This window comes from Francisella salimarina (assembly GCF_007923265.1).
Classification (GTDB): domain Bacteria; phylum Pseudomonadota; class Gammaproteobacteria; order Francisellales; family Francisellaceae; genus Francisella; species Francisella salimarina.
In genome coordinates this window covers 306,053-331,679 of record NZ_VOJA01000003.1, presented here as the reverse complement: position 1 = coordinate 331,679, position 25,627 = coordinate 306,053, and the positions used below count along the sequence as shown (strand labels likewise).

Here is a 25,627-nt window from a genome sequence, read left to right as displayed (position 1 = left end):
TTTTATTTTGCTTCCTTCATATCTTCTGCAAGCTTACTATCTGGTTCTAACTTAAAACCTTGGAAAAACTTACTATCTGGTTTTAGCATAAATACAACTTCATTTTTACCATTAAAGCTTTCTTTATAAGAGTTCATACTCTTTAAGAATTCATAAAGTGGTACGGACTTAGAGTAAGCCTCTGTAAATATCTTAGCTGCTTTAGCATCAGCTTCAGCTCTTATGATCTTAGATTCTCTCTCAGCCTCCGCCATTGTTACAGTAACTTTAGCATCTGCTGCTGCATTAATCTTTTCAGCCAACTGTTTACCTTCAGCTCTAATAGAAGCTGCAACTTTCTGACGTGAAGATCTCATTCTTTGGTAAATAGAGTCCGTAACAGTATCTGGTAAATCAATTTGCTTAACTCTTACATCTATAACATCAACACCGATTTGCTTAGCTTGCTTTTGGACACTATTTGTCAGAGCAATCATTAACTTATCACGATTATTATTGATTAGGCTTTGAATATCATTGTTACCAACTTCTGCTCTCAAAGAAGACTCTAAAAACTGTTTCAATAAAGTTTCTGCTCTTTCTACACTTCCACTTGTACTCGTATAGAATTTTGAGATATTACTATTACTAACTTTCCACACAACATAAGCATTAATTAGAACATCTTTCTGCTCTTTTGTAACAACACGAGCTGAGTCTGCTTCTAATACTCTATTACGCATATCATAAGTTTTGACTGTATCAATAAATGGAATCTTAACATGCAAGCCAGGCTCATACTCAATTGCTTTACCATCTTTATCTTTAACTAGCTCTCCTAGTCTTAAAATAACTGCCTCTGATCCTTCTTTAACAATAAATTTAGTACTCAAAACCACCACAGAAGCAACCACTATAAGTACTAAGAATATTTTTAGAAACTTACTCATCTTAGTTACCTCCTTGAGTATTTGGTAATAATGCTTGCTTTTGAGCATTATCTAAACCATAGAAAATATTTTTTGCACCATCACCATCTATTAAGAATATCTTATTATGCTGAAGTACATTTGAAATAGTATTAAAATACATTTGATTCATAACTATATCAGGAGATTTTTTGTATATTGGTAATAATTGTTCAAACTGGGCAACTTCACCTTGAGCTTCTAAAACAATTTTTTGTTTATAAGCGTTAGCCTGATCAACAATTCTTTGAGCTTTACCTTGTGCAACTGGCACTACTCTGTTAGCATAAGCTTCAGCTTCATTTTGCTCCCTTTCACGATCTTCACGAGCCTTGATTACATCATCAAATGCACTTTTAACAGCATCAGGTGCTTGAGCTGGTTGCATAATCACTTCACTAATATATATACCTGTATTATAAGACTTTAGTAGTGCTTCCATCTCTTTACGGACTTGTTGCGTAATCACAGCCCTATTGGTAGTTAATATCTGCTCTAGTTTATTTTCACCAACAACCTGTCTAACAGCACTTTCTAAAGCTTGTTGCAATAGTCGTGTTGTGTTTACATTAGCAAATAAATATTTCTCTAAATCTGCAATACGATATTGAACTGTAAAAGAAATATGAACAATATTCTCTTCAGATGTAAGCATATCACGCTTTAACGACGTAGTTTTAAGCTCTTGAACATTCTCTTTGTACACCTTATCAATACCAATAGGATGCCAGTGTAGACCAGGTTCTACCATTTTTGAGAATTTGCCTAATCTAAGAACAGCAGCTTGCTCAGCTGGTTGTACTACATAAAAACCAAAACCTATCCATGCAACTATCAATACTGCCACAACTATAGATGCAATCTTAGCTACAGGAGGTTTATCAAAAATAGGTTTATTCTTGTTAGCATTTTTTGAATAAATACTCTCATTCTCATCATCGTTCTTCTTTGACTTTTTGCCAAAGAATTTTTTGATTATTTCCTCTAAGTCTGGTGGCCCTTGCTCCGAGTTTTTGCTCCAGAACCATTTTTCTTTAAGCTTTTTTATCATAAATAGTTATTCCTATAATTCCTAATCCAAAATAGTATTGAATAATTTTTATCCTACCTATTATATATAAATTTTCCTATATTTTTTGCACTATCTACAAATAAATATCAAATGCACAGTAAAGCTGTATTGAATAACTATCAATATAACTCTAAAATCTATAATAGAGATACATTTCTTAGGAATATGAAAATGAAAAGAATTGCAATAAATGGTACTGGCATAGCAGGTACAACTTTAGCATGGTGGTTGAGAGAGTATGGATTCCAACCTACTCTTTTTGAAAAAGCTTCGGAATTTAGAACTGGTGGTTACCTAGTTGATTTCTGGGGTCCTGCCTGTGAAGTAGTGAGAAAGATGGGACTATTTGAGCAACTTAAAGAGAAATCTTATCAAATTAAGAATATTCACTGTTTTGATCAAAGTGGTAGAAGATCTTCAAAAGTTAATATCTCATCTCTTATCACTGATAACTATGATGACTTTCTAAGTGTCAAACGCGGAGATATTGCAGAAACTATTTATAAAGCTTGCGAAGGTATAGATATTAGGTTTGGTACATCTATCGAGAAAATAGAAGAAAAAGATAAAACTATAACTACTCATCTTAGCGATGGAACTAAAGAGGACTTTGATTTGGTTATAGGAACTGATGGCTTACACTCTCATATACGTAACATCGCTTTTGACAAGTCAGAATATCAAGAATATGAATTGGATAAATATGTAGCAGCTCTTTCTCTCAAAAAATACGATCATTATGAGAAATATACTTATGCTCTAAGCGTAGGTGAGAAGCAACAAGTAGCAAGAGTATGTCTAGACCAAGATGAAACTTTGATTATGTTTACATTAGATGCTGAACTTGTGAAACAATTCCCAGCAACTTTAGAGCAAAAAAAAGAACTACTACAAAAATCTTTTCATGACTTTGGCTGGGAGACTCCCGATATACTTAACAAGTTAAATGATGTGGAGGAAATCTATTTTGATAAAGTCAGTCAAATACGCATGGATACTTGGCATAAAGGAAGAGTTGCTCTTGTTGGAGACTCTGCTGCTTGCCCATCTATATTAATGGGGCTTGGAAGTATATTTGCAATCGTTGAGGCTTATGTATTAGCTGGTGAACTTCATAAAGCAAATGGTGACTATAATATTGCTTTTGATCAATGGCAACATAGATTAAAAGATATTATAGCTAGAAAGCAAAAAGTTGGGCTTACCAACCTATCTGTAGCAGCATCTGATGAAATAGTTAAAAAATACTTATCGACTATTACAGTTAAAATATCATCTACTCCAGTTATCTCTAAATTCATAGGTGCTGGAATATTTAAAGATCCAATTGAGGTTCCTGAGTACAAATAAGATCAAAACTTATTTAACGAAGAACTCTTCTAAATCTAAATCAAACTCTCTTTTAAACCTTTCAAAATCATCTTCTGAAATTTTTATTTTAAGCAAATAGTTACCTTCTTCAGAAACATCTTCACCATCAACAGCTCCAAGCTCATACATCATAGCTCTAACTTTTGAATATTTAGGAGGTAATTCTAAAATTTCATTAATCCATGATTTATTAAAAAATGTAGCCAACGCATGATAAAACTCTTCAATACCATCTCCAGTCTGAGCAGACAGATACACTCTGCCAACCACACTTGAATCTGAATCATCCATTGGAACAAATCCAGCATAAGCATTCTCAATTTTATCGATTTTATTATAAACACAGATCATCTCTTTATCTGCAATACCTATTTCCTTTAGAACTTTTTCTACTTGCTCGATATAACTTTTATAATCCTCATCTGCATAATCTATCACATGAACTAGAAGGTCTGACTCTATAGCTTCTTCTAAAGTTGCATGGAATGCTTCTACTAAATCATGAGGTAAGTTCTTAATGAATCCTACTGTATCAGAGAAGATAACTTCACCTAGTTTTGGCACAATTACTTTACGTAAAGTAGGATCAAGTGTAGCAAATAGTTGGTCTTTAGCTAAAACATCTGCATTTGTTATTTTGTTAAAAAGTGTTGATTTACCAGCATTGGTATAACCAACAAATGATATTGTCGGAATATTATTTTTCTTTCGTGAGGATCTACTTAAATCACGATGATGTTTTACTTTTTCCAACTTTTGAGTAATTTGTTTAATTCTTTGTCTAATTAGACGTCTATCAATCTCAAGCTGGGTTTCTCCTGGCCCACCACGTACACCAATACCACCTTTTTGTCTCTCTAAGTGAGTCCAACCTTTTACTAAGCGTGTTGACTGATAATTTAGTTGAGCTAACTCAACTTGAAGCTTACCCTCATGAGTTTTTGCTCGAAGTGAGAATATTTCAAGAATAAGCCTCGTTCTATCCATAATCTTACACTCAAGAAACTTCTCAATATTTCTCTCTTGGGATGGGCTTAATGGATGATTAAAGACAACAAGATCAGCTTCTAACTCATCACGTTTATTTTTGATCATTTCCATTTTACCCATACCACAAAAATACTTGATATCAGGTTCAGGATGATTGAAATCTAAACTCTCCAACACAACCTTATCAGCTGCTAAAACCAAACCTTCCAGTTCAGCTAAATCAGCATTTAGTTCGCGGCGATATTTAAAATTTATATTTACAAGTAAGCATTTACTACCTGCTTCATAAGACTCGAAAAATTCCATTAATTTATGTTACTCCAGAATGGAATTAAAGAAAAAAGAATATAAAGTTTGATTACTCAGCAACATTGCCTTGATTTTCTTGAGCTTCAAGATCATCAGAATGAATATCATCTACATTCTCATCTTGTTCATCATTTGAATTTTGATGATATGGGTTAAAAGAGCTATAAACCATTCTTACACTCTTAGCCGGTACTATAGTAGAAATAGCATGCTTATAAACCATTTGATTAACAGTATTTCTAAGTACGATACAGAACTGATCAAAAGCTTCTACTTGACCTTGTAGTTTGATTCCATTTACTAGATATACAGATACGCTAACTTTTTCTTTTCTTAGAGCGTTTAAGAACGGGTCTTGTAAAGATGATATTCTTGACATTGTTTCACTTCCTTTTAATTATTTTGTTATAGTTATTATTTTATCAAGTTTAACAATTAAACTTCGCGATATATTCTAACAATATTTAAAGTTATCAGCAAATCTTATTTATGACCAAAATATTCCCAGACTTGTTGTTCTTTATTTTGACTTTCCATCTCAATTAATTTAATCTCATCCTGCCAATTACGAATCCATGTAAGTTGACGCTTAGCAAGTTGGCGAGTGGCTACGATTCCCTTTTTAACGAACTCCTCATAGCTAATGTCTCCATCTAAATATTCCCATGCCTGACGATATCCAACACTTCGAATAGCAGTAGTTTCTTTAGTAAGCTTAGGATTTTTGCGTAAACTTTGAACTTCATCTAGAAACCCTTGATTAAGCATCTGTTTAAATCTTAATTCAATATTATCATGTAGAATTGATCTATCATTAGGTACCAGGGCACATAACTTTAATTTCTCTTCTAATCCACCGACTTTAGATGTTTTAACAAGCTCAGAATATTTTTTACCAGTTATCATAATTACTTCTAAAGCACGAAATACTCTTTGCTGATCATTAGGATTAATTTTCTGAGCAGCTTCTTGATCCATTTTATTTAACTGTTGATGTAAATATTGTAAACCTTTTGCTTTTCTTTCTAACTCAAGAGTCTGCCTCACTTCAGGCTGTGACTCAGGCAAAGATGATAAACCTTCTATCAAACCTTTGAAATAAAGCATCGTTCCACCTACGAGTAAGACCTCTTTCCCTCTACTCCAAATCTCTTTTTTAATCTTATTAACATTCGTTATAAAGTCAGCAACTGAAAAACTTTCTGTTGGCTCAATTATATCTATTAAATGATGTTTAATACCACCTTGCTCATCCAAAGTTGGCTTAGCTGTACCAATATCCATACATTTATAGACAAGTGATGAATCAACACTAATTATTTCAGCATTAATTTTATTTGCAATAGATATTGATAAAGAGGTTTTACCAGATGCTGTTGGTCCAGCAAGACCATAGATTAGCTTATTCATTTAGATATTTTTGTAATTAACTTTAACAGGAACTTCTTGCTTAACTACTTGTAAATAGAAGTTTAACTCTTCTTCTTTGACTGTATTTAATACTTGCCTAGGTAATTTAGTATCTTTATTACCTAAAGGTTCAACTTTAATAACTTTATATATGTATATATCACCATTATCCGCTTGATAACTATGATACTGATTATTAGTATTAAACATCACATAATCATTAAACTCTTTACTAAATGACTTCGAGTTGCTATCAATAGTTGCTTGCTTGAAGCTAACACTTACTTTTTTATCACTAACCAAGTCATCAAGTAGCTTTTGAGACTTTTCTAAAGATAATCTTTGAGATTTCTCTGCAATTACGGCTTTAGACACTTCACTCTTAACGTCTGCTAGTTTTTGTCGGGCTGATGGCTGAGAGTTATTTACCTCATATACTAAAAGCTCATTATCAGCAACCGGAATACTTGAGTACTTCTCTGTACTTACAAAGAATTGACTATTAGCTACCGTAGATATTGTAGATTCATCATTATTCACAATATTCGCCACCTTAGGGTTACCTAAATTCTTTTCAAGCTCAGTGAAACTAATACTATCAATATTCTGCGAGTAAGTATTAAATTTCTCCAAGGCTCTTCTATTTTGAATTATTTTCGCAATAGTAGTTTTAGCATCTTTGTTATAGCCTTTAAAAAATTCCTTATGAGTATCATAATATGATTTTATATCGCTTTCACTAATATCACTCTTAGATATAAAGCTATCTTTTGTGATTATAAAATAGTTAATTTTCTTTTTAGCTGGATTTATATACTCATTTTTATGAGCATTATAGTAAGCTTCCAAATCTTGTTGAGTAGGCTTAATTTGGGATTTGAAATCTGATGGAGATATCTTCAAATACTCTATTTTTTTATTAACTAGATAAATATTATCTAAAAGCTTCTTCTCATAATCAGTTGTTATTGTTGTATCCGCTATAGCCTTTGGAATCATTGTTGCCTGAATATTTTGAGTTAAGATTTGCTCTAATTTACTCATACCTCCAATATACTCTACAGCTTGCTTCAACTTATCGGCTGAGAATTTACCCTCTTTGTCAAAAAACATGGGATTTGTAAATATCGCAGATTGTAATGCTAACTTAGATACAGCAATATTATGGCGCTGCGCATCTGCAAGTACTAAGTATTGATTTATCATCTGATCTAAAACTGCTCTCTTTTGTGCCTCAGTTGTAGCATTTTGAGCATACTGCTGAAACTGTTGCAGACCTATCTCATTATCACCTACTTTAGCCACATAAGATCTACTTGAGCCAATATTCGTGAAAAAAAATGTCATACCAGATATGACAAATATAAAACTTATAGAAATAATTATAATCCATGTAAATGGACCTTTGAGCCTATCATTGAAAGACTGTAACATTTTATCAACCTTAAATAATTACTGCTTTATTAAACTATAGATATTATAGATAAAAAAAAAGCATACTGTTAAGTATGCTTTTCAAAAAATCACTATTTTTGTAATTTTTCTTTATTTTACAGCGTCTTTAAGACCTTTACCTGCTTTGAAGCTTGGAACTTTAGAAGCTGCTATCTTGATTGTTTCACCTGTTTTAGGATTTCTACCTTCTCTAGCACTTCTTTCTTTTACTTGAAAAGTTCCAAAGCCTACTAGAGTAACGCTATCACCATTCTTTAAAGCTTTAGTTACAGCAGCAATAGTTGCATCCAGAGTATTACTAGCAACTTCTTTAGTAACATCTGCTTCTTTAGCTATAGCACTTACTAATTCACTCTTATTCATGTCTTAAACTCCTTTATTTATACATAATCGACAAGTGTCATTTAATTTTATAACACTAAAAATGTAGTGTTTCAATACTTTATCATCAAAAAACTCTCTCTAACACCTCTTTTATACTATTTACAGGCGTTATTTCAAGTTTTTCAAGTATTTCTTTATCAACATCTGCTAAGTTTTTAACATTCTGTTTAGGAATCAAAACCTCTTTAATTCCACCTCTTAGCGCAGCTAAAAGTTTCTCTTTTAACCCTCCAATTGCTAAAACATCTCCACGCAAAGTTACTTCACCAGTCATAGCAATATCATTTCTAACTGGTTTATTTGTATATACAGAAACCAGAGCTGTAGTCATAGCGATACCAGCACTTGGACCATCCTTTGGAGTAGCTCCTTCAGGAACGTGTATATGTACATCTTTTTTCTCATAAAAGTCATCTGCTAACTCATAGCCTTTTGAAATCGAACGCACAACACTAAAAGCAGCATCAATTGACTCTTTCATCACATCGCCAAGGCTACCCGTGTACTTAACCTTACCTTTACCAGGCATCGCTAGAGCTTCTATAGTTAGTAGCTCACCACCTACAGAAGTCCATGCTAAACCTGTGACTTGACCTACTTTAGGTTTGGCATTTTTGATACCATAATCAAACTGATGAACGCCAAGATAGTCTTCAAGATTTTTTTGTGTGATAGATACCTTACCATGCTCAGGATCTTTAAGAAGATTTTTAACAGCCTTACGACATACACCGTCTATCTTTTGTTGTAAATTTCTTACTCCTGCTTCTCTCGTATAATATCTCACCACATCCAAAATAGCCTTAGGAGTAAAATTAATTTCACTCTTAGTTAGCCCATTGTTTTCCAATGATTTTGGTACTAGATATTGCTTAGCAATTGCTTGCTTCTCAATCTCTGTATACCCTGATAAGTGTATAATTTCTAGCCTATCACGTAATGCAGGATCTATATCAAGTGAATTTGCTGTAGCAACAAACATCACCTTAGATAGATCATAATCTATCTCAAGATAATGATCGTTAAATGTACTATTTTGCTCTGGATCAAGCACCTCTAAAAGAGCTGCAGATGGGTCTCCCCTAAAATCAGAAGAAATTTTATCTATTTCATCAAGTAAGAAAAGTGGGTTTTCCGTCTTAGACTTAATTATCTTTTGGATAATTTGCCCAGGCATAGATCCTATATATGTACGACGGTGTCCTCTAATCTCAGACTCATCTCTTACACCACCAAGAGCCATACGAACATATTCACGCCCTGTTGCTCTAGCAATGGATTGGCCAATTGATGTCTTACCAACACCAGGAGGACCTACTAGACATAGAATAGGAGCTTTTGTATTACTGTCTCGTTTAATTTGAACAGCTAAATGCTCTAGTATTCTTTCTTTAACTTTCTTAATACCGTAATGATCTTTCTCTAAAACTTTTTCAGCAAGATTAATATCTTTTTTAACTTTTGCTTTCTTACCCCAAGGTAATGAAAGTATAGTCTCAATATAATTCCTTGATACAGCAGATTCAGAAGATGAAGGAGGCATCGCTTTAAGCTTTTTAAGTTCTTTTAAGCATTTTTCTTTTGCCTCTTTGGACATTTTAGTAGTTTCAATTCTCTTCTTAAGAGCGGTTACTTCTGACTCTTCATCAGCCTCACCAAGCTCTTTATAAATAGCCTTGACTTGCTCATTCAAATAGTACTCACGTTGATTCTTATCTACTTGAGATTTGACTCTATCTTTAATTTTAGCCTCTAGCTCAAGAATTTCTAACTCTTCATATAGGCAAGATAAAAGTAATAACGCTTTATTTTTGATATCTGTAGCTTCTAAAATTTTTTGCTTTTTAGTAATCTCTGTATTTAGAATAGTTGAAATCTCATATATAAACTTATGAGGCTCTTCTGTATTTATAAGCGTAGCTAAAGATTCTTTAGACACTTTTCCACTAATATCAACAAACTTTTTGAGAGAATCACTAATCGACAATAAGATTGCTTTTAGTTCTTTATCAACTTGATTAGGATCATAACTATCATCAATATGAAGACTATCTAAGTTAGCAAATATACAGCCATCAACACTATCATATTTAGCAACTAATCTTTTAGCTACACCTTCTACTATGATCTTTAAGCTACCATCAGGAAGCTTCATAATTTGAACAATTTTAGCTAACGTACCAATATCGTATATATTATCAACAACATCACCAGAACTTGAACCGTTCTTTTGAGTTGCTAATAAGATATAGTTATTATAACTGTTAGATGCCTGCTTGACTGCTTCAATTGACTTTTTACGACCCACATTTAAAGGTAAAGTCATTGATGGGTATATAACCACATCTCTTAAGGGAATAACAGGAACGACATTTAGGACTTCTGACATAAACTTACATTCTCCTGTAAATTTTTTAGATTATCTCTTTTAATTGTTTTTGCTGCTGTGATTTCATTACAAGAGTTGGCTCTTCTTGCTCTAATATTACTTTATCGTTGATAATAACTTTCTCAACATCTTCAGATGAAGGGACATGAAACATCACATCAAGAAGTATATTTTCAAGAATAGTTCTCAATCCTCTCGCACCTGTTTTTTTAGCTATTGCTTTTTTAGCTATTTCAACAAGAGCTTCATCACTAAACTCAATCATTACATCATCAAATTCAAACAGCTTAACATACTGTTTAATTAAAGCACTTTTTGGTTCCGTAAGAATTTTGACCAAATCCTCTTCTTTTAACTCATTTAGTACAGTAACAATTGGCAAACGTCCAATAAGTTCAGGAATAAGTCCAAATCTAGTCAAATCTTCACTTTCGACTTTCTGCATCAATTTTTCAGTATCTAAGCTATTTTTTTGTTGTACCACATCCGCATTGAAACCAATACTAACTTTATCCATTCTATGCTTAACAACTTTTTCAATACCAGCAAACGCTCCCCCACATATAAATAATATATCTGAAGTATCAACTTGTATCATCTCTTGATTAGGATGCTTTCGACCACCTTTAGGAGGTACAGATGATACAGTACCCTCTATAAGCTTCAAAAGTGCTTGCTGAACACCTTCTCCAGATACATCACGTGTTATAGAAGCACTTTCTGACTTACGTGCAATCTTATCTATTTCATCGATATAGATAATACCTTTTTGAGCTTTAGCAACATCAAAATCAGCATTTTGTAGCAATCGAACAATGATATTCTCTACATCATCTCCAACATAGCCAGCCTCTGTAAGAGTTGTTGCATCTGCTATGGCAAAAGGAACATTTAAAAGCTTTGCTAATGTTTGGGCAAATAATGTTTTACCAGAGCCAGTAGGTCCTAGTAATAGAACATTACTTTTTTTAAGCTCAATATCATCATCTTTCGCAGTTTCGGAAGTGATTCTTTTGTAGTGATTGTATACAGCCACAGATAATACTTTTTTAGCATTGTCTTGACCAATAATATAATCATCAAGATATTTTTTGATTTCGATTGGCTTTGGTAACTTCTCAAACGATACATCCTCTAGAGAAGCTCCTTCTGTGCTATGAATTTTATCTGCACATTTAGCAATACATTCATTACAGATATTACCATCACGACCTGCGATGATATGTTTAACTTCTTGTTGTGACTTACCACAAAAAGAACAGTATAGAATTTTAGCCATATTATTGAATTAGAATTCCTTTAATTATTTAATAATTGCTTCACGAGACTCTATTACATGATCGATTAGACCATACTCTTTAGCTTCTTCTGCCATCATGAAATTATCTCTATCAGTATCTCTAACAATAGTCTCTAAATCTTGACTTGTATGATACGCTAAAACTTTATTTAACCTATCTTTGATACGTAGAATATTTTTTGCATGAATTTCAATATCTGAAGCTTGTCCTTTAAAGCCACCTAGTGGTTGATGAATCATAATCTGTGAGCTAGGCAAACTATATCTTTTACCTTTAGCTCCACCAGCTAACAATAGCGATCCCATACTAGCAGCCAGACCAATACATATAGTATTAACGTCCGGCTTGATAAACTGCATAGTATCATAGACACCCATACCAGCTGTAACCATACCACCTGGGGAATTGATATAAAAATATATATCTTTGTCAGGATCTTCTGACTCCAAAAACAACAACTGAGCGATTACAAGGTTTGCTGATTGATCATTTACCTCACCATTTAAAAAAACTATACGCTCTTTTAGTAACCTTGAATAAATATCAAAAGCTCTCTCACCACCAGCTGTTTTCTCAACGACGGTAGGAACTAAGTTATTAGTTATCATTTATATCCTCTCTTAATAAGCTAGCTTAGAAACCACCTTGCTGAGCTTGCATGTTTTCTTTAATAACTTCAAAGAAATCTTCTTGCTTTTCAGTTACTTGAGCTTGAGATAGTACCCAATCAGTCAGCTTGTTTTCTATAACTAAAGCTTTTAAGTTAGAGATTTCTTTTTCGTTCTTTTTGATTTGCTCTTTAGTTTTTTCTGGCTCTTCATAAGCTTGAACTAATTCATCTAATAAGCTCTCAACTTCAGCATCTTCTGCCTTGAACTCTTGAGATTTCATTACACTATCAAGAACTAAACTAGTATCAACTTTTTGCTTAGCGTTAGCTTCAAATAAGTTATCAGGCAATTGGTTAACATCAAAGTTTTGACCACCACCCATTTGTTGAACTAAATTTTGCTTAGCAGCTTCTATTTCTCTTTTAATTAAAGCTTTTGGAGTTTCAAATTCAGCGATTTCTCTTAATCCTTTGAATACTTGATCTTTGATCTTTCTTTGTAGGATGAACTTAAGTTCACGTTGCATATTTTCTTTGATTTCGTCTTCAAAAGTATCTACCCCACCTTTCACACCAAACTTCTTAACGAACTCTTCGTCAACTTCTGGTAACTGAGCTTCTTGAATCTTCTTAACAGTGATATCAAAAGTAGCTTCTTGACCAGCTAAGTCTTTGTTTTGGTACTCTTCTGGGAAAGTAACTGTGATAGTTTTTTGCTCATCTTTACTCATACCGATGATACCATCTTCAAAACCTGGGATCATTTGACCAGAACCAATTACTAATTCTTGATCATTTGCAGAACCACCTTCGAAAACTTCACCATCTTTCTTACCTACGAAATCGATAACAACTTTGTCATCTTTTTGCACAGCTCTCTCTACTTCTGAGAATGTAGCCATTTGCTTTCTAAGGTTTTCGATCATTTGCTTAACTTCTTTGTCAGTTAGCTCAACAACTGGCTTTTGAATTTCGATTTTCTCAAAACCTGAAACTTCAAATTCTGGGAATAGCTCAAGGTTAGCTACAAACTTAAGAGGCTCGCCTTTTTTGTTTTCTTTAAGGTCTACCTCGATACCAGCTACTGCCAACTTCTCATCTTGTATAGCCTTAGTATACTTCTGAGGAATGATATCAGAGATCACTTCCATACGGATTTGCTCGCCATACTTTTTCTCAACCATACCAGCAGGTACTTTGCCAGGTCTGAAACCATCCATCTTGATAGTTTTTGCAGTTTTGTTAATCTCTTTAGTAACTACGCTATCAATCTCATTCGCTGGTACTTCTATCAATAGTGAACAATGGATACCTTCTTTCTTCTCTACAGTAACTTGCATTATTAAGTTTTCCTTTTATTTATTTAACAATTTTCTAGTAGCAAATTTTAACTATCATCTATTAGATTGTCTATATGTTTATTATTAAATATATGACAAGCCAAAACATTTGCTGTAAAATCTAGCTATTTCTACAAATCTTAAGCGACTTATGGTAACTGTAATTATAAGTATTTGTTTATTAATATCACCTTTTATAATAGCTTTCTTACACTCTAGCATTATATACGGTAAACATCACGCAAATATCTACGCTAACTACTTCATTATTTTCAATATAAGCCTATATGCTTGTATCAACAGTTTTACATATTTAGTAGATGGGGATAGTATCAGTAAATTTCAAGGATGGATTTTTACTCCGGCAGTTTTCCAGATTGGAATCTTTGAGTTAGCCATCTTTTTATTCTCAATTTTGGCACTATTTAAAACTAGAGAATTCAAAGCAGCTTGTTTGATATTTTTTACTATTTATACATTATTAGATGCTCTTACTCTATTTAATGGTCAGATTTATAGTCAATATGTCGAAGCTGTGTTCTTTATTAATATTACAACAGCTTTAATAGCTTATATTTTGTATAAAATATTATATAGAAAAATAATATCTTTATAGAATACTCTCAATCTCGTTTATTAGCTTATCTATCTCAGCAGTATTTTGCTTGATTTCATTTACTAATTCTAATGGTGATTTATGTTCGATTGTTTCAATTTTATTAGGGTTTTTAGCTGATATATCATAATCTTTTATATCTGCAACATTTACTATCCAGCTATTTTCTGTAAGCTTGCGAGATTGCCAAATTTCTAAAAACTCTGCAAAATGCTCAAACTGAATCGGTTTATTTTTAGTTAGTTTGTACGGTGGAGTTATTTCATAATAGAAAATATCTGTAGTGCTACCCTCTCTATCAAAGAAAATCACATTTGTCTTAACGCCACTATACGGTAAAAATACCCCAGCAGGTAATGAAACTATAGTATGGACATTATAGTTTTCTAATAGCTCTTTTTTGACATTTTTAAACGCGTTATTTGTCTGGAAAAGCACACCTTCTGGCACAACTACACCACATCTACCACCTAGCTTTAAGCTTTTGTAAATATGTTGTAAAAATAGCAGCTCAGTAGCGTTTGATTTGATGGGGAAATTAGTTTGAATAGTTGCTTTTTCTTTGCCGCCAAATGGTGGATTAGCGAGGATAATATCATAACGATCTTTCTCCTCAAGACTACGAATATCTTTGACAAGAGTATTTGCCTTGTTAATATTTGGCGATGTAATGCCATGTAGGATCATATTCATCACACCCATTACATACGATAAAGGTGTTTTTTCTTTACCAAAGAAAGTCTCTTCATTAAGAAATGCAAGTTGTGTAGTTGATAGCTCTTTGCTATACATATGCTCATAAGCATCTATCAAAAAGCCACAAGTCCCAGCCGCTGGATCATAGACAGTTTGCCCAGCTTGAGGATTAACTACATCTACGATAGCCTTAACTAGTGGTCTTGGAGTGTAGAACTCACCACTATTACCACCATCAGAACCCATTTCTTTAAGCAGGTTTTCATAGATTTGCGATAGCTGGTATAGGTCTTCTTTTTTATTAAAATTTAGCTCATCAATTTCATTGATAACATCACGCAAAGTATGACCACTAGCTACACGGTTATCTATATACTCAAATACTGCACCTATTTTATATTTTAGAGTTTTGACATTTTCATCTATGGATTTAAAAAATTTCAGATATGGAAAAAGCTCTTTATTAACAAACTCTAGTAAATCATCACCGCTATCAGCATTGATAACATCAAGCTTGCCATCTGCACCTTTGGGAGCTGCCCAAGTATTCCAGCGATATTTTTCATCTAAGACAAATATGTACTCTTCACCTATTAGTTCTGCCTCTAGAGATTTTTCATTTTCATAATCATTCAAAAATTTCAAAAAAAGAATCCAGCTGACTTGCTCAGTATAGTGCATCGCTCCGCTGATTCCGTCATCTCGTCTTAGTATGTCTGTTATTCTATTTATCTTTGATTGCATTTTTGTTCTCAAATTTTGGGTTTAATTCATCTAATTCCCATTTCAAAGGATTTAGTTGGATATATTTTATAATTTCATTATATGATTTTTCATTTCTAATTATATGTTCATAATAATTTCGTTGCCACAAGCGTTTATCAAATGGTTGCCAATTTTTGGTTTTAACACCGTTGATGTATGCGTTGGTTGTCAATGATTTAAATGCACCAATGATATCCGATAATGTCGTAGGGGTCGTGTCTTGTGTCGACCCTTCATTAGGGCAACCACAAGGGTTTGCCCCTACATGATTGTTTGTAGAGGCAGATTCTATATCTGCCTTTTTTTGAATTGCGTGTTCGCCCATTATTGGGTTATGTTTATTATTAGGGTCAACACATAGGTTGACCCCTACATTTGATTTAATATCATTACAAATATGAATTACACAATGAAAATGGTTTGGCATAACCACATATTTACCACATTGAATATTTGTAAATTTATTTTCTAAATCACGATAAATTTCATCAATCATTAATCCTGCATCATTTAAACACATCTGACCGTCAATAATATCACCAAACAAACATTCACGATTATTGACACATATTGTGACAAAATATGCACCATTCGATGAATAATCATAATATTTTAACCGTAAATTTTTACGATTTTTAAAATATTGTGTTTGGTTATTTTGGTTTGTCATATATTCCAATATTTTTATTTTTTATTGTAGGGGCAATCCCTTGTGGTTGCCCTTATATCCATTATTTTAATCTATCATAAAACGGGTAGGCACAAGGCACGACCCTTACCATACATTTTCACAAACCCATAATTTGTCGTAGGGGCTAACCCATGTGTTAGCCCTATTTTATTTACATTATGGATTATATTTCATAATGGGTTGACACACAGGTCAACCCCTACAATACATTATCGTCATTCTATGGCTTGACCATAGAATCCATTTTTTATACCTATATCATCATTTTGTCTATGGATACTACGGTCGGTGCCGTAGTATGACAAATTTTTGTTCTACAACTCCCCACGAAATGCCTTATCTAAAATACTGGCTTTTAATGCTTTTAAATTCTCTAATTTCTGCTCATTTAATTGCTTAATCTTATCAACCTTTGTGGCAATACTATCCAAATACTCTACGGTTTGTTGTTGGATTGCTAGGGGTGGTAATGGGATTTTTAAGTCTCTAACAATAGATAGTTTAACTCTTTGCCTTGTAGATCCCATCGAGTTTTCTGAGAACTGATTTATAGCAATAGCAGAATTTATAGCATACATAATGTATTTATTTTTAGACTTAGAACTATCTACTCTTACTCTAATAATATCAGCAACAATTATACCTCGCTCTAAATTATCAGGTACAATACAGCTTTTACCTAAAGGCTCTCCTAGTTTTGTTATAACTATATCAGAAGCTATAAATGAGTGTCTTTTTAAAAACTCTGCTTTTTCCTCTGAAACAAATTTAATATCTTTATTTATGAATTCTAATCTCTGAATATTTTGTATTCTAATAATAGGCACTCCTTTTTGGATATATTCAGTTGCCTTAAGATTAGAACCAAATGGTCCATCTACAATATCTTTCTTAGGATTTTCTACACTATCAGATAAAGTTTTATTTCCATACTCCCCCTCCAACTTTTTAAAAGTCTTATCAAGAGTGCTAGCCATTAGAGTATTAGCATTTGTAATATTTTGCTGGTGTAGCTCTATCGCCTTATCAATCTTCTCAAAAAGACTATCTAGCTTGGCAACTATTCGCTTTTGTTCTGCTAGTGGTGGGAGGGGGATGTTTAGGTTTTTCAAAACCTTAACTGATGCAATATTTTTTATAGCTGCACCAGTAGTGTTTTGACTTAATAAGTTTTGAAAAAATGAACTTTCCATCATCAATTTCAAGTAGATATTTAAAAGAGAATTATTAACAGTAAGCATCAATAATGCTTGATTTATAATTCCATTCTTAATATTGTTTGGAACTATTGAAAGTTTACCTATAGTTCCTGAACAACTCATTATTATACTATTGGGTAAAATTTTGAATCTTTGCATCTGTTGAAACTTTCTAGCATCAATATAATATCTAATATCACTGAAAGAATTATAAATAGCATGACTTTGCTCATATACTGCATAACCATCACTTGTAAATTCATTCTTTTTTAGACTCCCTCCAAATGGTCCTCTAACAAAGCTACAAACATCATCTAACTTCTTCCACTCCCACCCTGCTGGCAATTTATATAATTCGCTCATTTTGTTTTTCTTGTTTTGTTCATTTTTATATTGGGTTGGTATAAAACCAACCCCTACAATATTTTTTTTACAAATTTATAATTTGTCGTACGGGCAGATTCTATATCTGCCCTTTTATAATCATATTCCAAATTTTTTTAAATTAGGGTCGAAATGGATTCGACCCCTACCATAAATTCTATCAATTTATCTATAAATCTCCCTTTGCAACTGCAAATAGCTTTCTTTTAACTGTGCCATACCACCAAAATCATTGGCAAGCTCCGAAACTGTCCCAAGACCACTTAACTCAACTAATGACGGTAGTCTTTTTTGCTCTAGTTCAACTACACCATCTTTTTTATACTTATCTAAGACAAAGAGTAGAAACTCCCTCGCCTTAGCATTTTGTAACTGCTGTATAAACTCTGATGATTCTGCAGCAACTGCCCTTTGCTGACGAGTGATAATATCTTTACTAAAAACTAGATGATTTAGCACATCATAGATATCACTATCTTTAGCTTTAAATATCGCTTTGATATTGTCAATATTCTGCCCAAAGCTTAGCATCTCTTCGAGTTTAGCTAGTAGTGTTTGCCTATATTTAGGGTTTGCCCAAGCATCTTTGAGAGCTTGCTCATTATGCTGGCAGTATTTACCTAGTACACCGATTAATTGCTCAAGATATTCTTGCGTTGCAATCGGTCGCCCATCGACACCAACATAACTAGTCTCTATATCTAGTACTTTAAGCTTACGCCCTTTGATTGTGATATTGATTGGCTCGTGCTTGGTAGGTTCTTCATTATCTTTAAGATTCTCTACAGGATCTATTTCTTTGATTTCTTTTGTATCTTCTTTAGGTTTGCCATCAGCTTTGACATCTGTAACCACATCAGCAGCACCATCCCAATCTTTATCATAGAACTTATCACTAGCTTTGACAAAATCTAGGATTGTAAAGAAGTCTTTACCCTCAAAAGTTCGTGTACCTCGCCCAATTATCTGCTTAAACTCAATCATTGACTCTATCGGAGCTGTTAGGACGATATTACGGACATTTTTAGCATCTACACCAGTAGTTAGCATTTTTGATGATGTCAAAATCACAGGGATATCTTTGTCATTATCTTGGAACTGCTCAAGGTAATCACGACCAATTTGCCCTTCATCAGAAGTCACACGCACGCAGTAGTCAGGATTTTTGACTTTTTTAAAGTTATCTATAGCTAACTTTAGCTCGAGAGCATGAGGCTGATTTTTACAAAAGACGATAGTCTTATCCATCTTGTTAATATTGTCTAACACAGTCTTTGCAATTAGCTCATGGCGTTGTTGACTTGTGATAGTTTTCTCCCAATCACTGATACCATAGACTTTATTTGGCAAATCTCCATCTACACTATCATGCGTGTTTGGTCGATATTCATCAATATTTGTTGTAATGCGTTTGACCTTGTACGGAGTCAAAAAACCATCATTGATACCATCTTTGAGCGAGTACTCATAAATAGGATCTCCAAAGTAGCTATAAGTATCACCATTGACATCCCTTTTAGGTGTAGCTGTCAGCCCTAGATGTACCGCACTAGAGAAATACTCAATAATATCACGCCACGAGCTATCATCATTGGCACTACCACGATGACACTCATCTATAATTATCAAATCAAAGAAATCTGCTGGATATTGTTTATAGTATGCTGTTAGGCTGTCATCTTCACTATCTGTAGCTAAATATTGGCGATTTTTATTCTCTGCAACTGCTTGATATATAGCAAAAAAGACATTACCACTTAATGGCACTTTACCACCGTTTTTCTTAATTGATACGCCTTGTAACCTTTTACAATCATTCTCTATAGGATTAAACTCATTCATAGCCTGCTCTATCAAGATATTTCTATCAGCTAGATATAAAATTCGTGGTTTTTTATTACCTATATCGTTTTTTCGCCATCTTGACTCAAGCACTCTATATGCTATCTGAAATGCTATATATGTCTTACCAGTACCAGTCGCTAGAGTCAGTAATATTCTATCTTGCCCACTACTAAGAGCATCTATAGTTTTTTGTACCGCTATCTTTTGATAATAGCGTGGTGTCTTTGTCCCATCCGAGAAAAACTCTTGAGTAACTACATTTTGTCTAACTTTATTAATATTTGGATATTTACGCTCAAATAGTTCTCTAGGAGTTGGGAACTCATCTATATCTTGGCTTTGCCCAGTTGGGATATGATACTCAAGGATATTATGCCCATTTGTAGAGTAAACATACTCAACATCTAATGCCTTACCATATTCAATAGCCTGCTGTAAGCCTTGCTTATAGTTTACACCTTCTTTCTTTGCTTCAACTATAGCTAGATTTATATCTTGATAACGAAGTAGATAATCCACATATTTTTTCTCGCCTCTGGCTCCACCAGCTTGTTTACGCCCATCTGTAAAATAATATTTCTCTCTAGTAATATATCTCTCATCCCAACCACTTTCTCTAAGCTTGGGGGTAATTAGTTTGGCTTTGGTATCTGCTTCTGAATATGACATTTAGGAGATTTTTAATCACATATATTTTATATAATATGATTAATGATAAGATTTTTCTATAAGAAAGAAGAATTACAATGAACAAGATTGAGTTTGACAATATCTAGATTTGATAGATTCGATAGCCTCGGCATACATAGCATCCATCTCAGCTCTTGAGCCTACACCGCCACCGATTTCATACAGCTTACCATCGCCAATACCATATATAGAAGCATGAATAGTGAAGTTAAGTCCTTTTGCCCAAGCATCTTTCACAACCGTAGTTTTACATAGGTTAAGAGCTTGGTGGAGTGCATTTAGCTCACACATCATATCTACTTTTTTCTTCATGTACTCGTCTTCATTATTCTTGTAACAAGCTAACGACTCTTCAATAAACTTTTTATTTTGCTCTTTGACTTCATGGATAGATGTCAACCAATTATCAATCAAGCCATAGCTCTTATCTTTAACAACAGTTTCAACACCACCACAAGCATAGTGACCACATACTATGATTTTCTTGACCTTTAAAACTTCGATAGCAAACTGTAATACTGATAAACAATTTAAATCGGTAAGCGAAACAACATTTGCAACATTACGATGTACAAAAACCTCACCTGGTATCAAGCCACAAACTTGGTTAGCAGGTACACGACTATCTGAACAACCTATCCAAAGATACTCTGGTGATTGACCTTTTGATAGTGTTTCAAAGAACTCAGGGTTTGTTTTTTTGATTTGTTCAGCCCAAGCTCTGTTACCTTTTATTAATTCAGAAATATTACTCATCGTTTAGTCCCCTTGTTTATAAGTGAATTTTTTTTCATGTATCAATATACTATATTAGTACTATAAAATAAACAAATTTTTATAATTGCTATGACAATGTTACTTCGCCATGCAAAGAAGTTTCAAAAGCTCTCTTGATCTCTTTTAGAGAAATATTTGATTGACCTAATAAATAAAAAAGCTTAGCAAATGCTGCTTCATCAGTCATATCACGACCTGAGATCACACCAACATCAATCAGTCCTCTTGCGACTTTGTATGTAGCCATTTTGACACTACCATACAAGCACTGCGTACAGTTCACTATCACAATTCCCTTATCACTAGCCTTTTTGAGAGTCGTATAAATTTCTGGATCATTCATCATATTACCAGAACCATAAGTCTTGAGAATTAATCCCTGTAATGGTTGCTCAACAATAGCTGATAGCATATCACTATTCATACCAGGATAAATCTGTAATATCGCAATCTTAGGGATTGTAAACGTATCTAAACTTGGTATATTAAGTGACTTTTGTCTTTGCCACAATCTTTTCTGCTTGACTACGATATCTATGCCAACTTTTGCTAGAGTAGGATAATTCGGAGATCCAAAAGCATCAAAATCTGTCGCTGATATTTTCGTAGTTCTATTACCACGCATTAGCTTTTGATTAAAATAGACACAAACTTCTTCGATATTATCATTACATGCAAAAATCAAACTATTAAGGATATTTGATATAGCATCTGACCTGATTTTGGAGATTGGTATTTGCGAGCCTGTAACAATAACTGGCTTATCAATTTCACCCAAGATAAAAGATAATACCGATGCCGTATAAGCAAGTGTATCTGTACCATGCAAAATCACAAAACCGTCATAATTAGCATAATTACTCAATATATCTTGTGCCAGTGAAATCCATCTTTTAGGATCGATGTTTGATGAATCGATAAGATCACTATACTCTTTGATCTCGAACTCTGGCATGTCATAATGATAAAAATCTCTAATTCCAGCAATTGTTTTTGTCAGATAGCCTGGTTCAACATCATAGCCCTGTTCAGTACTAATCATCCCGATAGTACCACCAGTATATAAAACTAGAATTTTTTTATTAGAATAATTATCCATACTTATTTTCCTATCAATTCAGCGATTGCTTTATTTGCCAACTCATCAGCTTTTTCATTACCTTGATTACCACTATGACCCTTTACCCAGCTCCAAGTTACATTGTGTTTAGTTGTCAAACTATCTAGCTCTTGCCAGAGATCTTTATTTTTGACTTCTTTTTTCGCTGCTGTCTTCCAACCATTAGCCTTCCAATTTGCTAACCATTGGTTAATACCATTTTGAAGATACTTAGAGTCTGTATAGATTGTTATATCGCATTTTCTTTTTAGTGCTTGTAGAGTTTTGATTGCTGCCATTAGCTCCATTCTATTATTCGTTGTATCTTTTTCGGCACCATAAATCTCTTTATCAACACCATTATAACTCAATATAGCTCCCCAACCGCCTATACCTGGATTACCTTTACATGCTCCATCTGTATAAGCAGTTACATTATTTTTCTTTGTGAAAATTCCCATATACTTCCTTAGCACAACCACCACTGTATATTTTAGCTACTTCAGACTTTGTAGGCTCTTTTATTAGCTCTCCAACACTAAGTGGATCAACGGAGAAATAATTATCCTTCTTAAAAACCACTACAAAATATTTACTAAAAATTCTTTTAAACATATTTACTATAAAGTTACCAGTATAGTTTATTAATCTCACTCTCTTGCTAATAAAACCATTTGAGATAAATCTTGATAATAAACTATATAGACTAATATTGCCTGAACAAGCTACAATAACTTCGCCATCATCAGCTAAACAGAAATGAAGCTGATTGAATATTGCTTTCATTAAAGCAGGACAATTTATAAAACTCTCATCTAATATGATAAGATCAAAAAACTTATGCTCAAAGGGCCAAGCTTCTACATCAAATACACACCCTAGCGAAGGCTCATTTTTTAGATAGCCCGAACAAGCCACGAGCTTCAGAACATTTATCTTATAAAAATAGCTCTGCTCTTTAGGCGTGATAATAAGAGCCTTCTTATACCATCTTTGACTTAAATATCTGGTAATAATACGCTCTTTATTTGTCATCACGAACCTACTAAGTTTCTCATTCTATCAAAATAGTCAGGACATGTTTTACTAACCGCCTCTGCATTATTTATCACAACACCATCATATTTCAATCCTAACAATGCTAACGACATAGCGATACGATGATCATTATGACTATCAACCTCAGCTTGCTTAAATTTGCTTCTTGTTGGTGATATTAAGATACTATCTTGAGTTGTCTCGACATAGATACCAAGTTTTGTAAGTCCTTCTGCCATAGCATCAACACGATCTGACTCCTGTCCTCTTGTATGACTAAGTCCTGAAATATGAGTATCAGAATTTGCAAAGCACGCAATAGCAGCAAGTGTCATAAAGGTATCAGAAAAGTTACGCATATTTACTTCTATACCACTCAAACTATCTGTACCTACAACTTCTATACCATCATCAAAGTAATTAACTTGGCAACCTATTCTCTCTAGTACTTCTAAAAATTTAATATCGCCTTGTTTAGATTTTTGCGTTACATTCATGACCTTAATAGCTGAACCTGTAATAGCAGCAAATGCCCAAAAATATGATGCAGTCGAAACATCAGGCTCAACAACATATTTATCCGGGGAAACATAGTTAGAGTTATTTACACTATAAACACTTCCATCAATATTTACATTTATACCAAACTCCGCCATTACTTTAGCAGTCATCTCTAAATATGGTTGCTTATGATCTGTGATAGAGTCTAGTTGCAGGCCCTTTGTCATATATGGAGCTGCCATAAGCAGACCTGATGCAAACTGAGAACTCTTAGCACCATCTACTTCGATATTATCTCCATCTAAAGACTTCGCTTTGATAGTAAGAGGCATAGCATGCTCTTTTTGATGATAGAGTGCTGATATACCTAGCTTTTCAAGAGGTATTAATTGATCAGCTAAAGGTCTATCCATCATTCTTTGCTTTGCATATACATAGTATTGGCCAGTAGCTTGCACTGCTAACATAGGGATTATAAATCTTGTCAAAGTACCTGACTCATTACAAAATATTTTTGCATTTGAGTTGGCAAATTTTCCACTACATCCTTGGATCACCAAAGTTTTAGATTCTTGATTATGTTCTAGTTGACAGCCTAGCTCTTTTAACGCTCCAACACATGCCAGTACATCAGCACTATTAGGTAGATTTACAAACGCTGTTTGACCTTGTGCCATAGCTGCAATTATCAAAGATCTATTCGATATACTCTTTGAACCATCTAAATAAACTGAGGATTTTATTTTTGATTTTACCTTGGGTATAAAATCTTTCATCTAATAAGTAAATAAAACTATATTGTTGGTAATATTAACATAAGTAACACTATTTTTTTGAATAATTAACCATCAATAAAGTTAAAAATTAGGACCTGTTTTTGATAGCTTTTTTAAGCTTAGTAAGTGCCTCTTCCTCAATCTGACGCACTCTTTCTGCCGAAATATTATACTTAGCTGCTAGATCTTGAAGAGTCGCTTTTGTATCAAGTAGATAACGCGACATAATAATATCTTTAGTACGCGTATCAAAACCGCTTAATACATCTTTAACAATCATCTTAAAGTTATCATAATAATCTTGTTGCACTATTTGATGTTCTACATTTGATGATTTATCCTCTAAGTATAGACTCTGTTGATTAGATTGCCCGCCTTCGTCATCAGTATATGGTAAATCAAGACTTGCATCACCTTGACACATTCTCTTTTCCATTTCTATAACTGTTTCTTCTTTGACACCTAATTCTTCTGCTAACTGCTTAATATCTTCTGAACTTAACCAGCCAATCTTATCTTTACTACTTCTAAGATTAAAAAATAGTTTACGCTGAGCTTTTGTAGTAGCGACTTTAACAATCTTCCAGTTTTTAAGAACATAGTCATGCATTTCTGCTTTAATCCAATGCACTGCAAATGATACTAATCTGACACCTTGATCAGGATCAAACTTACTCACAGCTTTCATTAGACCAATGTTACCCTCTTGGATAAGGTCTGCTATCGAAAGGCCATAACCTGAAAAATTACGCGCGATTTTAGTAACAAAACGCAAGTGTGACAAGACAAGCTGCTGAGCAGCATCTAAGTCTTTTTGATATTTATAGCGTTTGGCGAGCTCTTGCTCTTCCTCAAGTGACAGTATTGGTAATTTATTAACAAAATTTAGATAAGAGCTGAGGTTATTATCAGATACAACTGGTAATGATTTGCCTTTTGTAGCTGGTAATAATTTTTTTTTCGTCATATTGC

Annotated in this window: 23 protein-coding genes; 2 read left to right on the top strand and 21 right to left on the bottom strand. The window is 33.5% G+C overall.

Annotated elements, in window-relative coordinates; genetic code table 11:
- Window positions 1-2: 2 nt before the first annotated feature.
- Together hflC and hflK are read right to left on the bottom strand one after the other, a co-directional pair.
- Window positions 3-929 carry a protease modulator HflC gene (hflC, locus tag FQ699_RS03910; protein ID WP_146421210.1) on the bottom strand — a complete coding sequence of 309 codons (927 nt, stop codon included), beginning with the start codon at window positions 927-929 and terminating at the stop codon, window positions 3-5.
- Window position 930: 1 nt separating this feature from the next.
- Entirely contained in the window at window positions 931-1,998 is a 1,068-nt protein-coding gene (gene hflK, locus FQ699_RS03905; protein ID WP_146421209.1) for an FtsH protease activity modulator HflK, read from the bottom strand.
- Between the two features lie 192 nt (window positions 1,999-2,190).
- Here hflK and FQ699_RS03900 point away from each other — a divergent pair, with 192 nt between their 5' ends.
- On the top strand, window positions 2,191-3,369 hold the full coding sequence (locus FQ699_RS03900; protein WP_179951660.1) for an FAD-binding domain: 1,179 nt from the start codon (window positions 2,191-2,193) through the stop codon (window positions 3,367-3,369).
- A 9-nt stretch (window positions 3,370-3,378) separates the two neighbouring features.
- On the opposite strand, the gene hflX is transcribed toward FQ699_RS03900, so the two are convergent.
- The 9 genes from hflX to tig all read right to left on the bottom strand — a co-directional run bounded on the left by hflX (window position 3,379) and on the right by tig (window position 13,578).
- Window positions 3,379-4,686: a GTPase HflX gene (gene hflX / locus FQ699_RS03895; RefSeq protein WP_146421207.1), complete on the bottom strand. Its 1,308-nt coding sequence runs from the start codon at window positions 4,684-4,686 to the stop codon at window positions 3,379-3,381.
- Between the two features lie 52 nt (window positions 4,687-4,738).
- A complete protein-coding gene (gene hfq, locus FQ699_RS03890; RefSeq protein WP_013923338.1) occupies window positions 4,739-5,068 on the bottom strand; it encodes an RNA chaperone Hfq in 330 nt (109 codons plus the stop codon).
- A 104-nt stretch (window positions 5,069-5,172) separates the two neighbouring features.
- Window positions 5,173-6,099 carry a tRNA (adenosine(37)-N6)-dimethylallyltransferase MiaA gene (miaA, locus tag FQ699_RS03885; protein WP_146421206.1) on the bottom strand — a complete coding sequence of 309 codons (927 nt, stop codon included), beginning with the start codon at window positions 6,097-6,099 and terminating at the stop codon, window positions 5,173-5,175.
- Entirely contained in the window at window positions 6,100-7,533 is a 1,434-nt protein-coding gene (locus FQ699_RS03880; protein WP_146421205.1) for a SurA N-terminal domain-containing protein, read from the bottom strand.
- A 111-nt stretch (window positions 7,534-7,644) separates the two neighbouring features.
- Window positions 7,645-7,917 (bottom strand): non-specific DNA-binding protein Hbs, encoded by a 273-nt coding sequence (hbs, locus tag FQ699_RS03875; protein ID WP_004287553.1) that lies wholly within the window; start codon window positions 7,915-7,917, stop codon window positions 7,645-7,647.
- 85 nt (window positions 7,918-8,002) lie between these two features.
- Window positions 8,003-10,327, bottom strand: a complete 2,325-nt coding sequence (gene lon, locus FQ699_RS03870) for an endopeptidase La (RefSeq protein ID WP_146421204.1) — start codon at window positions 10,325-10,327, stop codon at window positions 8,003-8,005.
- 25 nt (window positions 10,328-10,352) lie between these two features.
- The gene (clpX, locus tag FQ699_RS03865) at window positions 10,353-11,606 is read right to left on the bottom strand and encodes an ATP-dependent Clp protease ATP-binding subunit ClpX (RefSeq protein ID WP_146421203.1); all 1,254 of its coding nucleotides are present in this window, start codon (window positions 11,604-11,606) and stop codon (window positions 10,353-10,355) included.
- 24 nt (window positions 11,607-11,630) lie between these two features.
- Entirely contained in the window at window positions 11,631-12,236 is a 606-nt protein-coding gene (clpP, locus tag FQ699_RS03860) for an ATP-dependent Clp endopeptidase proteolytic subunit ClpP (RefSeq protein WP_146421202.1), read from the bottom strand.
- 25 nt (window positions 12,237-12,261) lie between these two features.
- The gene (tig, locus tag FQ699_RS03855) at window positions 12,262-13,578 is read right to left on the bottom strand and encodes a trigger factor (protein ID WP_146421201.1); all 1,317 of its coding nucleotides are present in this window, start codon (window positions 13,576-13,578) and stop codon (window positions 12,262-12,264) included.
- Between the two features lie 151 nt (window positions 13,579-13,729).
- Here tig and FQ699_RS03850 point away from each other — a divergent pair, with 151 nt between their 5' ends.
- Window positions 13,730-14,194, top strand: a complete 465-nt coding sequence (locus FQ699_RS03850) for a DUF6790 family protein (RefSeq protein WP_146421200.1) — start codon at window positions 13,730-13,732, stop codon at window positions 14,192-14,194.
- Here FQ699_RS03850 and FQ699_RS03845 read toward each other — a convergent pair.
- From FQ699_RS03845 to rpoH, 10 genes are all read right to left on the bottom strand, one after another.
- Window positions 14,189-15,634 (bottom strand): type I restriction-modification system subunit M, encoded by a 1,446-nt coding sequence (locus FQ699_RS03845; protein ID WP_146421199.1) that lies wholly within the window; start codon window positions 15,632-15,634, stop codon window positions 14,189-14,191. The two genes, FQ699_RS03850 and FQ699_RS03845, sit on opposite strands and share 6 nt — an antisense overlap.
- On the bottom strand, window positions 15,615-16,325 hold the full coding sequence (locus FQ699_RS03840; RefSeq protein WP_146421198.1) for a transposase: 711 nt from the start codon (window positions 16,323-16,325) through the stop codon (window positions 15,615-15,617). Before FQ699_RS03840 ends, FQ699_RS03845 begins: the two co-directional genes overlap by 20 nt.
- A gap of 335 nt (window positions 16,326-16,660) precedes the next feature.
- Complete coding sequence (locus FQ699_RS09940) at window positions 16,661-17,950, bottom strand: restriction endonuclease subunit S (RefSeq protein ID WP_369852842.1); 1,290 nt, start codon at window positions 17,948-17,950, stop codon at window positions 16,661-16,663.
- Window positions 17,951-18,094: 144 nt separating this feature from the next.
- Entirely contained in the window at window positions 18,095-20,443 is a 2,349-nt protein-coding gene (gene hsdR / locus FQ699_RS03830) for an EcoAI/FtnUII family type I restriction enzme subunit R (RefSeq protein ID WP_146421196.1), read from the bottom strand.
- A 72-nt stretch (window positions 20,444-20,515) separates the two neighbouring features.
- Window positions 20,516-21,220, bottom strand: a complete 705-nt coding sequence (locus tag FQ699_RS03825) for a carbonic anhydrase (protein WP_013923346.1) — start codon at window positions 21,218-21,220, stop codon at window positions 20,516-20,518.
- Between the two features lie 88 nt (window positions 21,221-21,308).
- On the bottom strand, window positions 21,309-22,340 hold the full coding sequence (gene ansA / locus FQ699_RS03820; protein ID WP_146421195.1) for an asparaginase: 1,032 nt from the start codon (window positions 22,338-22,340) through the stop codon (window positions 21,309-21,311).
- A gap of 2 nt (window positions 22,341-22,342) precedes the next feature.
- Window positions 22,343-22,801: a ribonuclease HI gene (gene rnhA / locus FQ699_RS03815; RefSeq protein ID WP_179951659.1), complete on the bottom strand. Its 459-nt coding sequence runs from the start codon at window positions 22,799-22,801 to the stop codon at window positions 22,343-22,345.
- Entirely contained in the window at window positions 22,776-23,375 is a 600-nt protein-coding gene (locus FQ699_RS03810; RefSeq protein ID WP_013923349.1) for a class I SAM-dependent methyltransferase, read from the bottom strand. The genes rnhA and FQ699_RS03810 overlap by 26 nt, the downstream gene beginning before the upstream one ends.
- Window positions 23,375-24,655 (bottom strand): 3-phosphoshikimate 1-carboxyvinyltransferase, encoded by a 1,281-nt coding sequence (aroA, locus tag FQ699_RS03805; RefSeq protein WP_146421193.1) that lies wholly within the window; start codon window positions 24,653-24,655, stop codon window positions 23,375-23,377. Before aroA ends, FQ699_RS03810 begins: the two co-directional genes overlap by 1 nt.
- An 88-nt stretch (window positions 24,656-24,743) precedes the next feature.
- Complete coding sequence (gene rpoH, locus FQ699_RS03800) at window positions 24,744-25,622, bottom strand: RNA polymerase sigma factor RpoH (RefSeq protein ID WP_146421192.1); 879 nt, start codon at window positions 25,620-25,622, stop codon at window positions 24,744-24,746.
- Window positions 25,623-25,627: the final 5 nt, after the last annotated feature.

Excerpts from the sequence above, each read along its gene's own strand:
- hflC (WP_146421210.1), bottom strand. The coding sequence starts at position 929 with ATGAGTAAGTTTCTAAAAATATTCTTAGTACTTATAGTGGTTGCTTCT.
- hflK (WP_146421209.1), bottom strand. The coding sequence starts at position 1,998 with ATGATAAAAAAGCTTAAAGAAAAATGGTTCTGGAGCAAAAACTCGGAG.
- FQ699_RS03900 (WP_179951660.1), top strand. The coding sequence starts at position 2,191 with ATGAAAAGAATTGCAATAAATGGTACTGGCATAGCAGGTACAACTTTA.
- ansA (WP_146421195.1), bottom strand. The coding sequence starts at position 22,340 with ATGGATAATTATTCTAATAAAAAAATTCTAGTTTTATATACTGGTGGT.
- hbs (WP_004287553.1), bottom strand. The coding sequence starts at position 7,917 with ATGAATAAGAGTGAATTAGTAAGTGCTATAGCTAAAGAAGCAGATGTT.
- clpP (WP_146421202.1), bottom strand. The coding sequence starts at position 12,236 with ATGATAACTAATAACTTAGTTCCTACCGTCGTTGAGAAAACAGCTGGT.
- FQ699_RS03825 (WP_013923346.1), bottom strand. The coding sequence starts at position 21,220 with ATGAGTAATATTTCTGAATTAATAAAAGGTAACAGAGCTTGGGCTGAA.
- rnhA (WP_179951659.1), bottom strand. The coding sequence starts at position 22,801 with ATGGGAATTTTCACAAAGAAAAATAATGTAACTGCTTATACAGATGGA.
- FQ699_RS03880 (WP_146421205.1), bottom strand. The coding sequence starts at position 7,533 with ATGTTACAGTCTTTCAATGATAGGCTCAAAGGTCCATTTACATGGATT.
- hsdR (WP_146421196.1), bottom strand. The coding sequence starts at position 20,443 with ATGTCATATTCAGAAGCAGATACCAAAGCCAAACTAATTACCCCCAAG.
- FQ699_RS03810 (WP_013923349.1), bottom strand. The coding sequence starts at position 23,375 with ATGACAAATAAAGAGCGTATTATTACCAGATATTTAAGTCAAAGATGG.
- tig (WP_146421201.1), bottom strand. The coding sequence starts at position 13,578 with ATGCAAGTTACTGTAGAGAAGAAAGAAGGTATCCATTGTTCACTATTG.
- FQ699_RS03845 (WP_146421199.1), bottom strand. The coding sequence starts at position 15,634 with ATGCAATCAAAGATAAATAGAATAACAGACATACTAAGACGAGATGAC.
- rpoH (WP_146421192.1), bottom strand. The coding sequence starts at position 25,622 with ATGACGAAAAAAAAATTATTACCAGCTACAAAAGGCAAATCATTACCA.
- lon (WP_146421204.1), bottom strand. The coding sequence starts at position 10,327 with ATGTCAGAAGTCCTAAATGTCGTTCCTGTTATTCCCTTAAGAGATGTG.
- hfq (WP_013923338.1), bottom strand. The coding sequence starts at position 5,068 with ATGTCAAGAATATCATCTTTACAAGACCCGTTCTTAAACGCTCTAAGA.
- clpX (WP_146421203.1), bottom strand. The coding sequence starts at position 11,606 with ATGGCTAAAATTCTATACTGTTCTTTTTGTGGTAAGTCACAACAAGAA.
- FQ699_RS03840 (WP_146421198.1), bottom strand. The coding sequence starts at position 16,325 with ATGACAAACCAAAATAACCAAACACAATATTTTAAAAATCGTAAAAAT.
- FQ699_RS03850 (WP_146421200.1), top strand. The coding sequence starts at position 13,730 with ATGGTAACTGTAATTATAAGTATTTGTTTATTAATATCACCTTTTATA.
- hflX (WP_146421207.1), bottom strand. The coding sequence starts at position 4,686 with ATGGAATTTTTCGAGTCTTATGAAGCAGGTAGTAAATGCTTACTTGTA.
- aroA (WP_146421193.1), bottom strand. The coding sequence starts at position 24,655 with ATGAAAGATTTTATACCCAAGGTAAAATCAAAAATAAAATCCTCAGTT.
- miaA (WP_146421206.1), bottom strand. The coding sequence starts at position 6,099 with ATGAATAAGCTAATCTATGGTCTTGCTGGACCAACAGCATCTGGTAAA.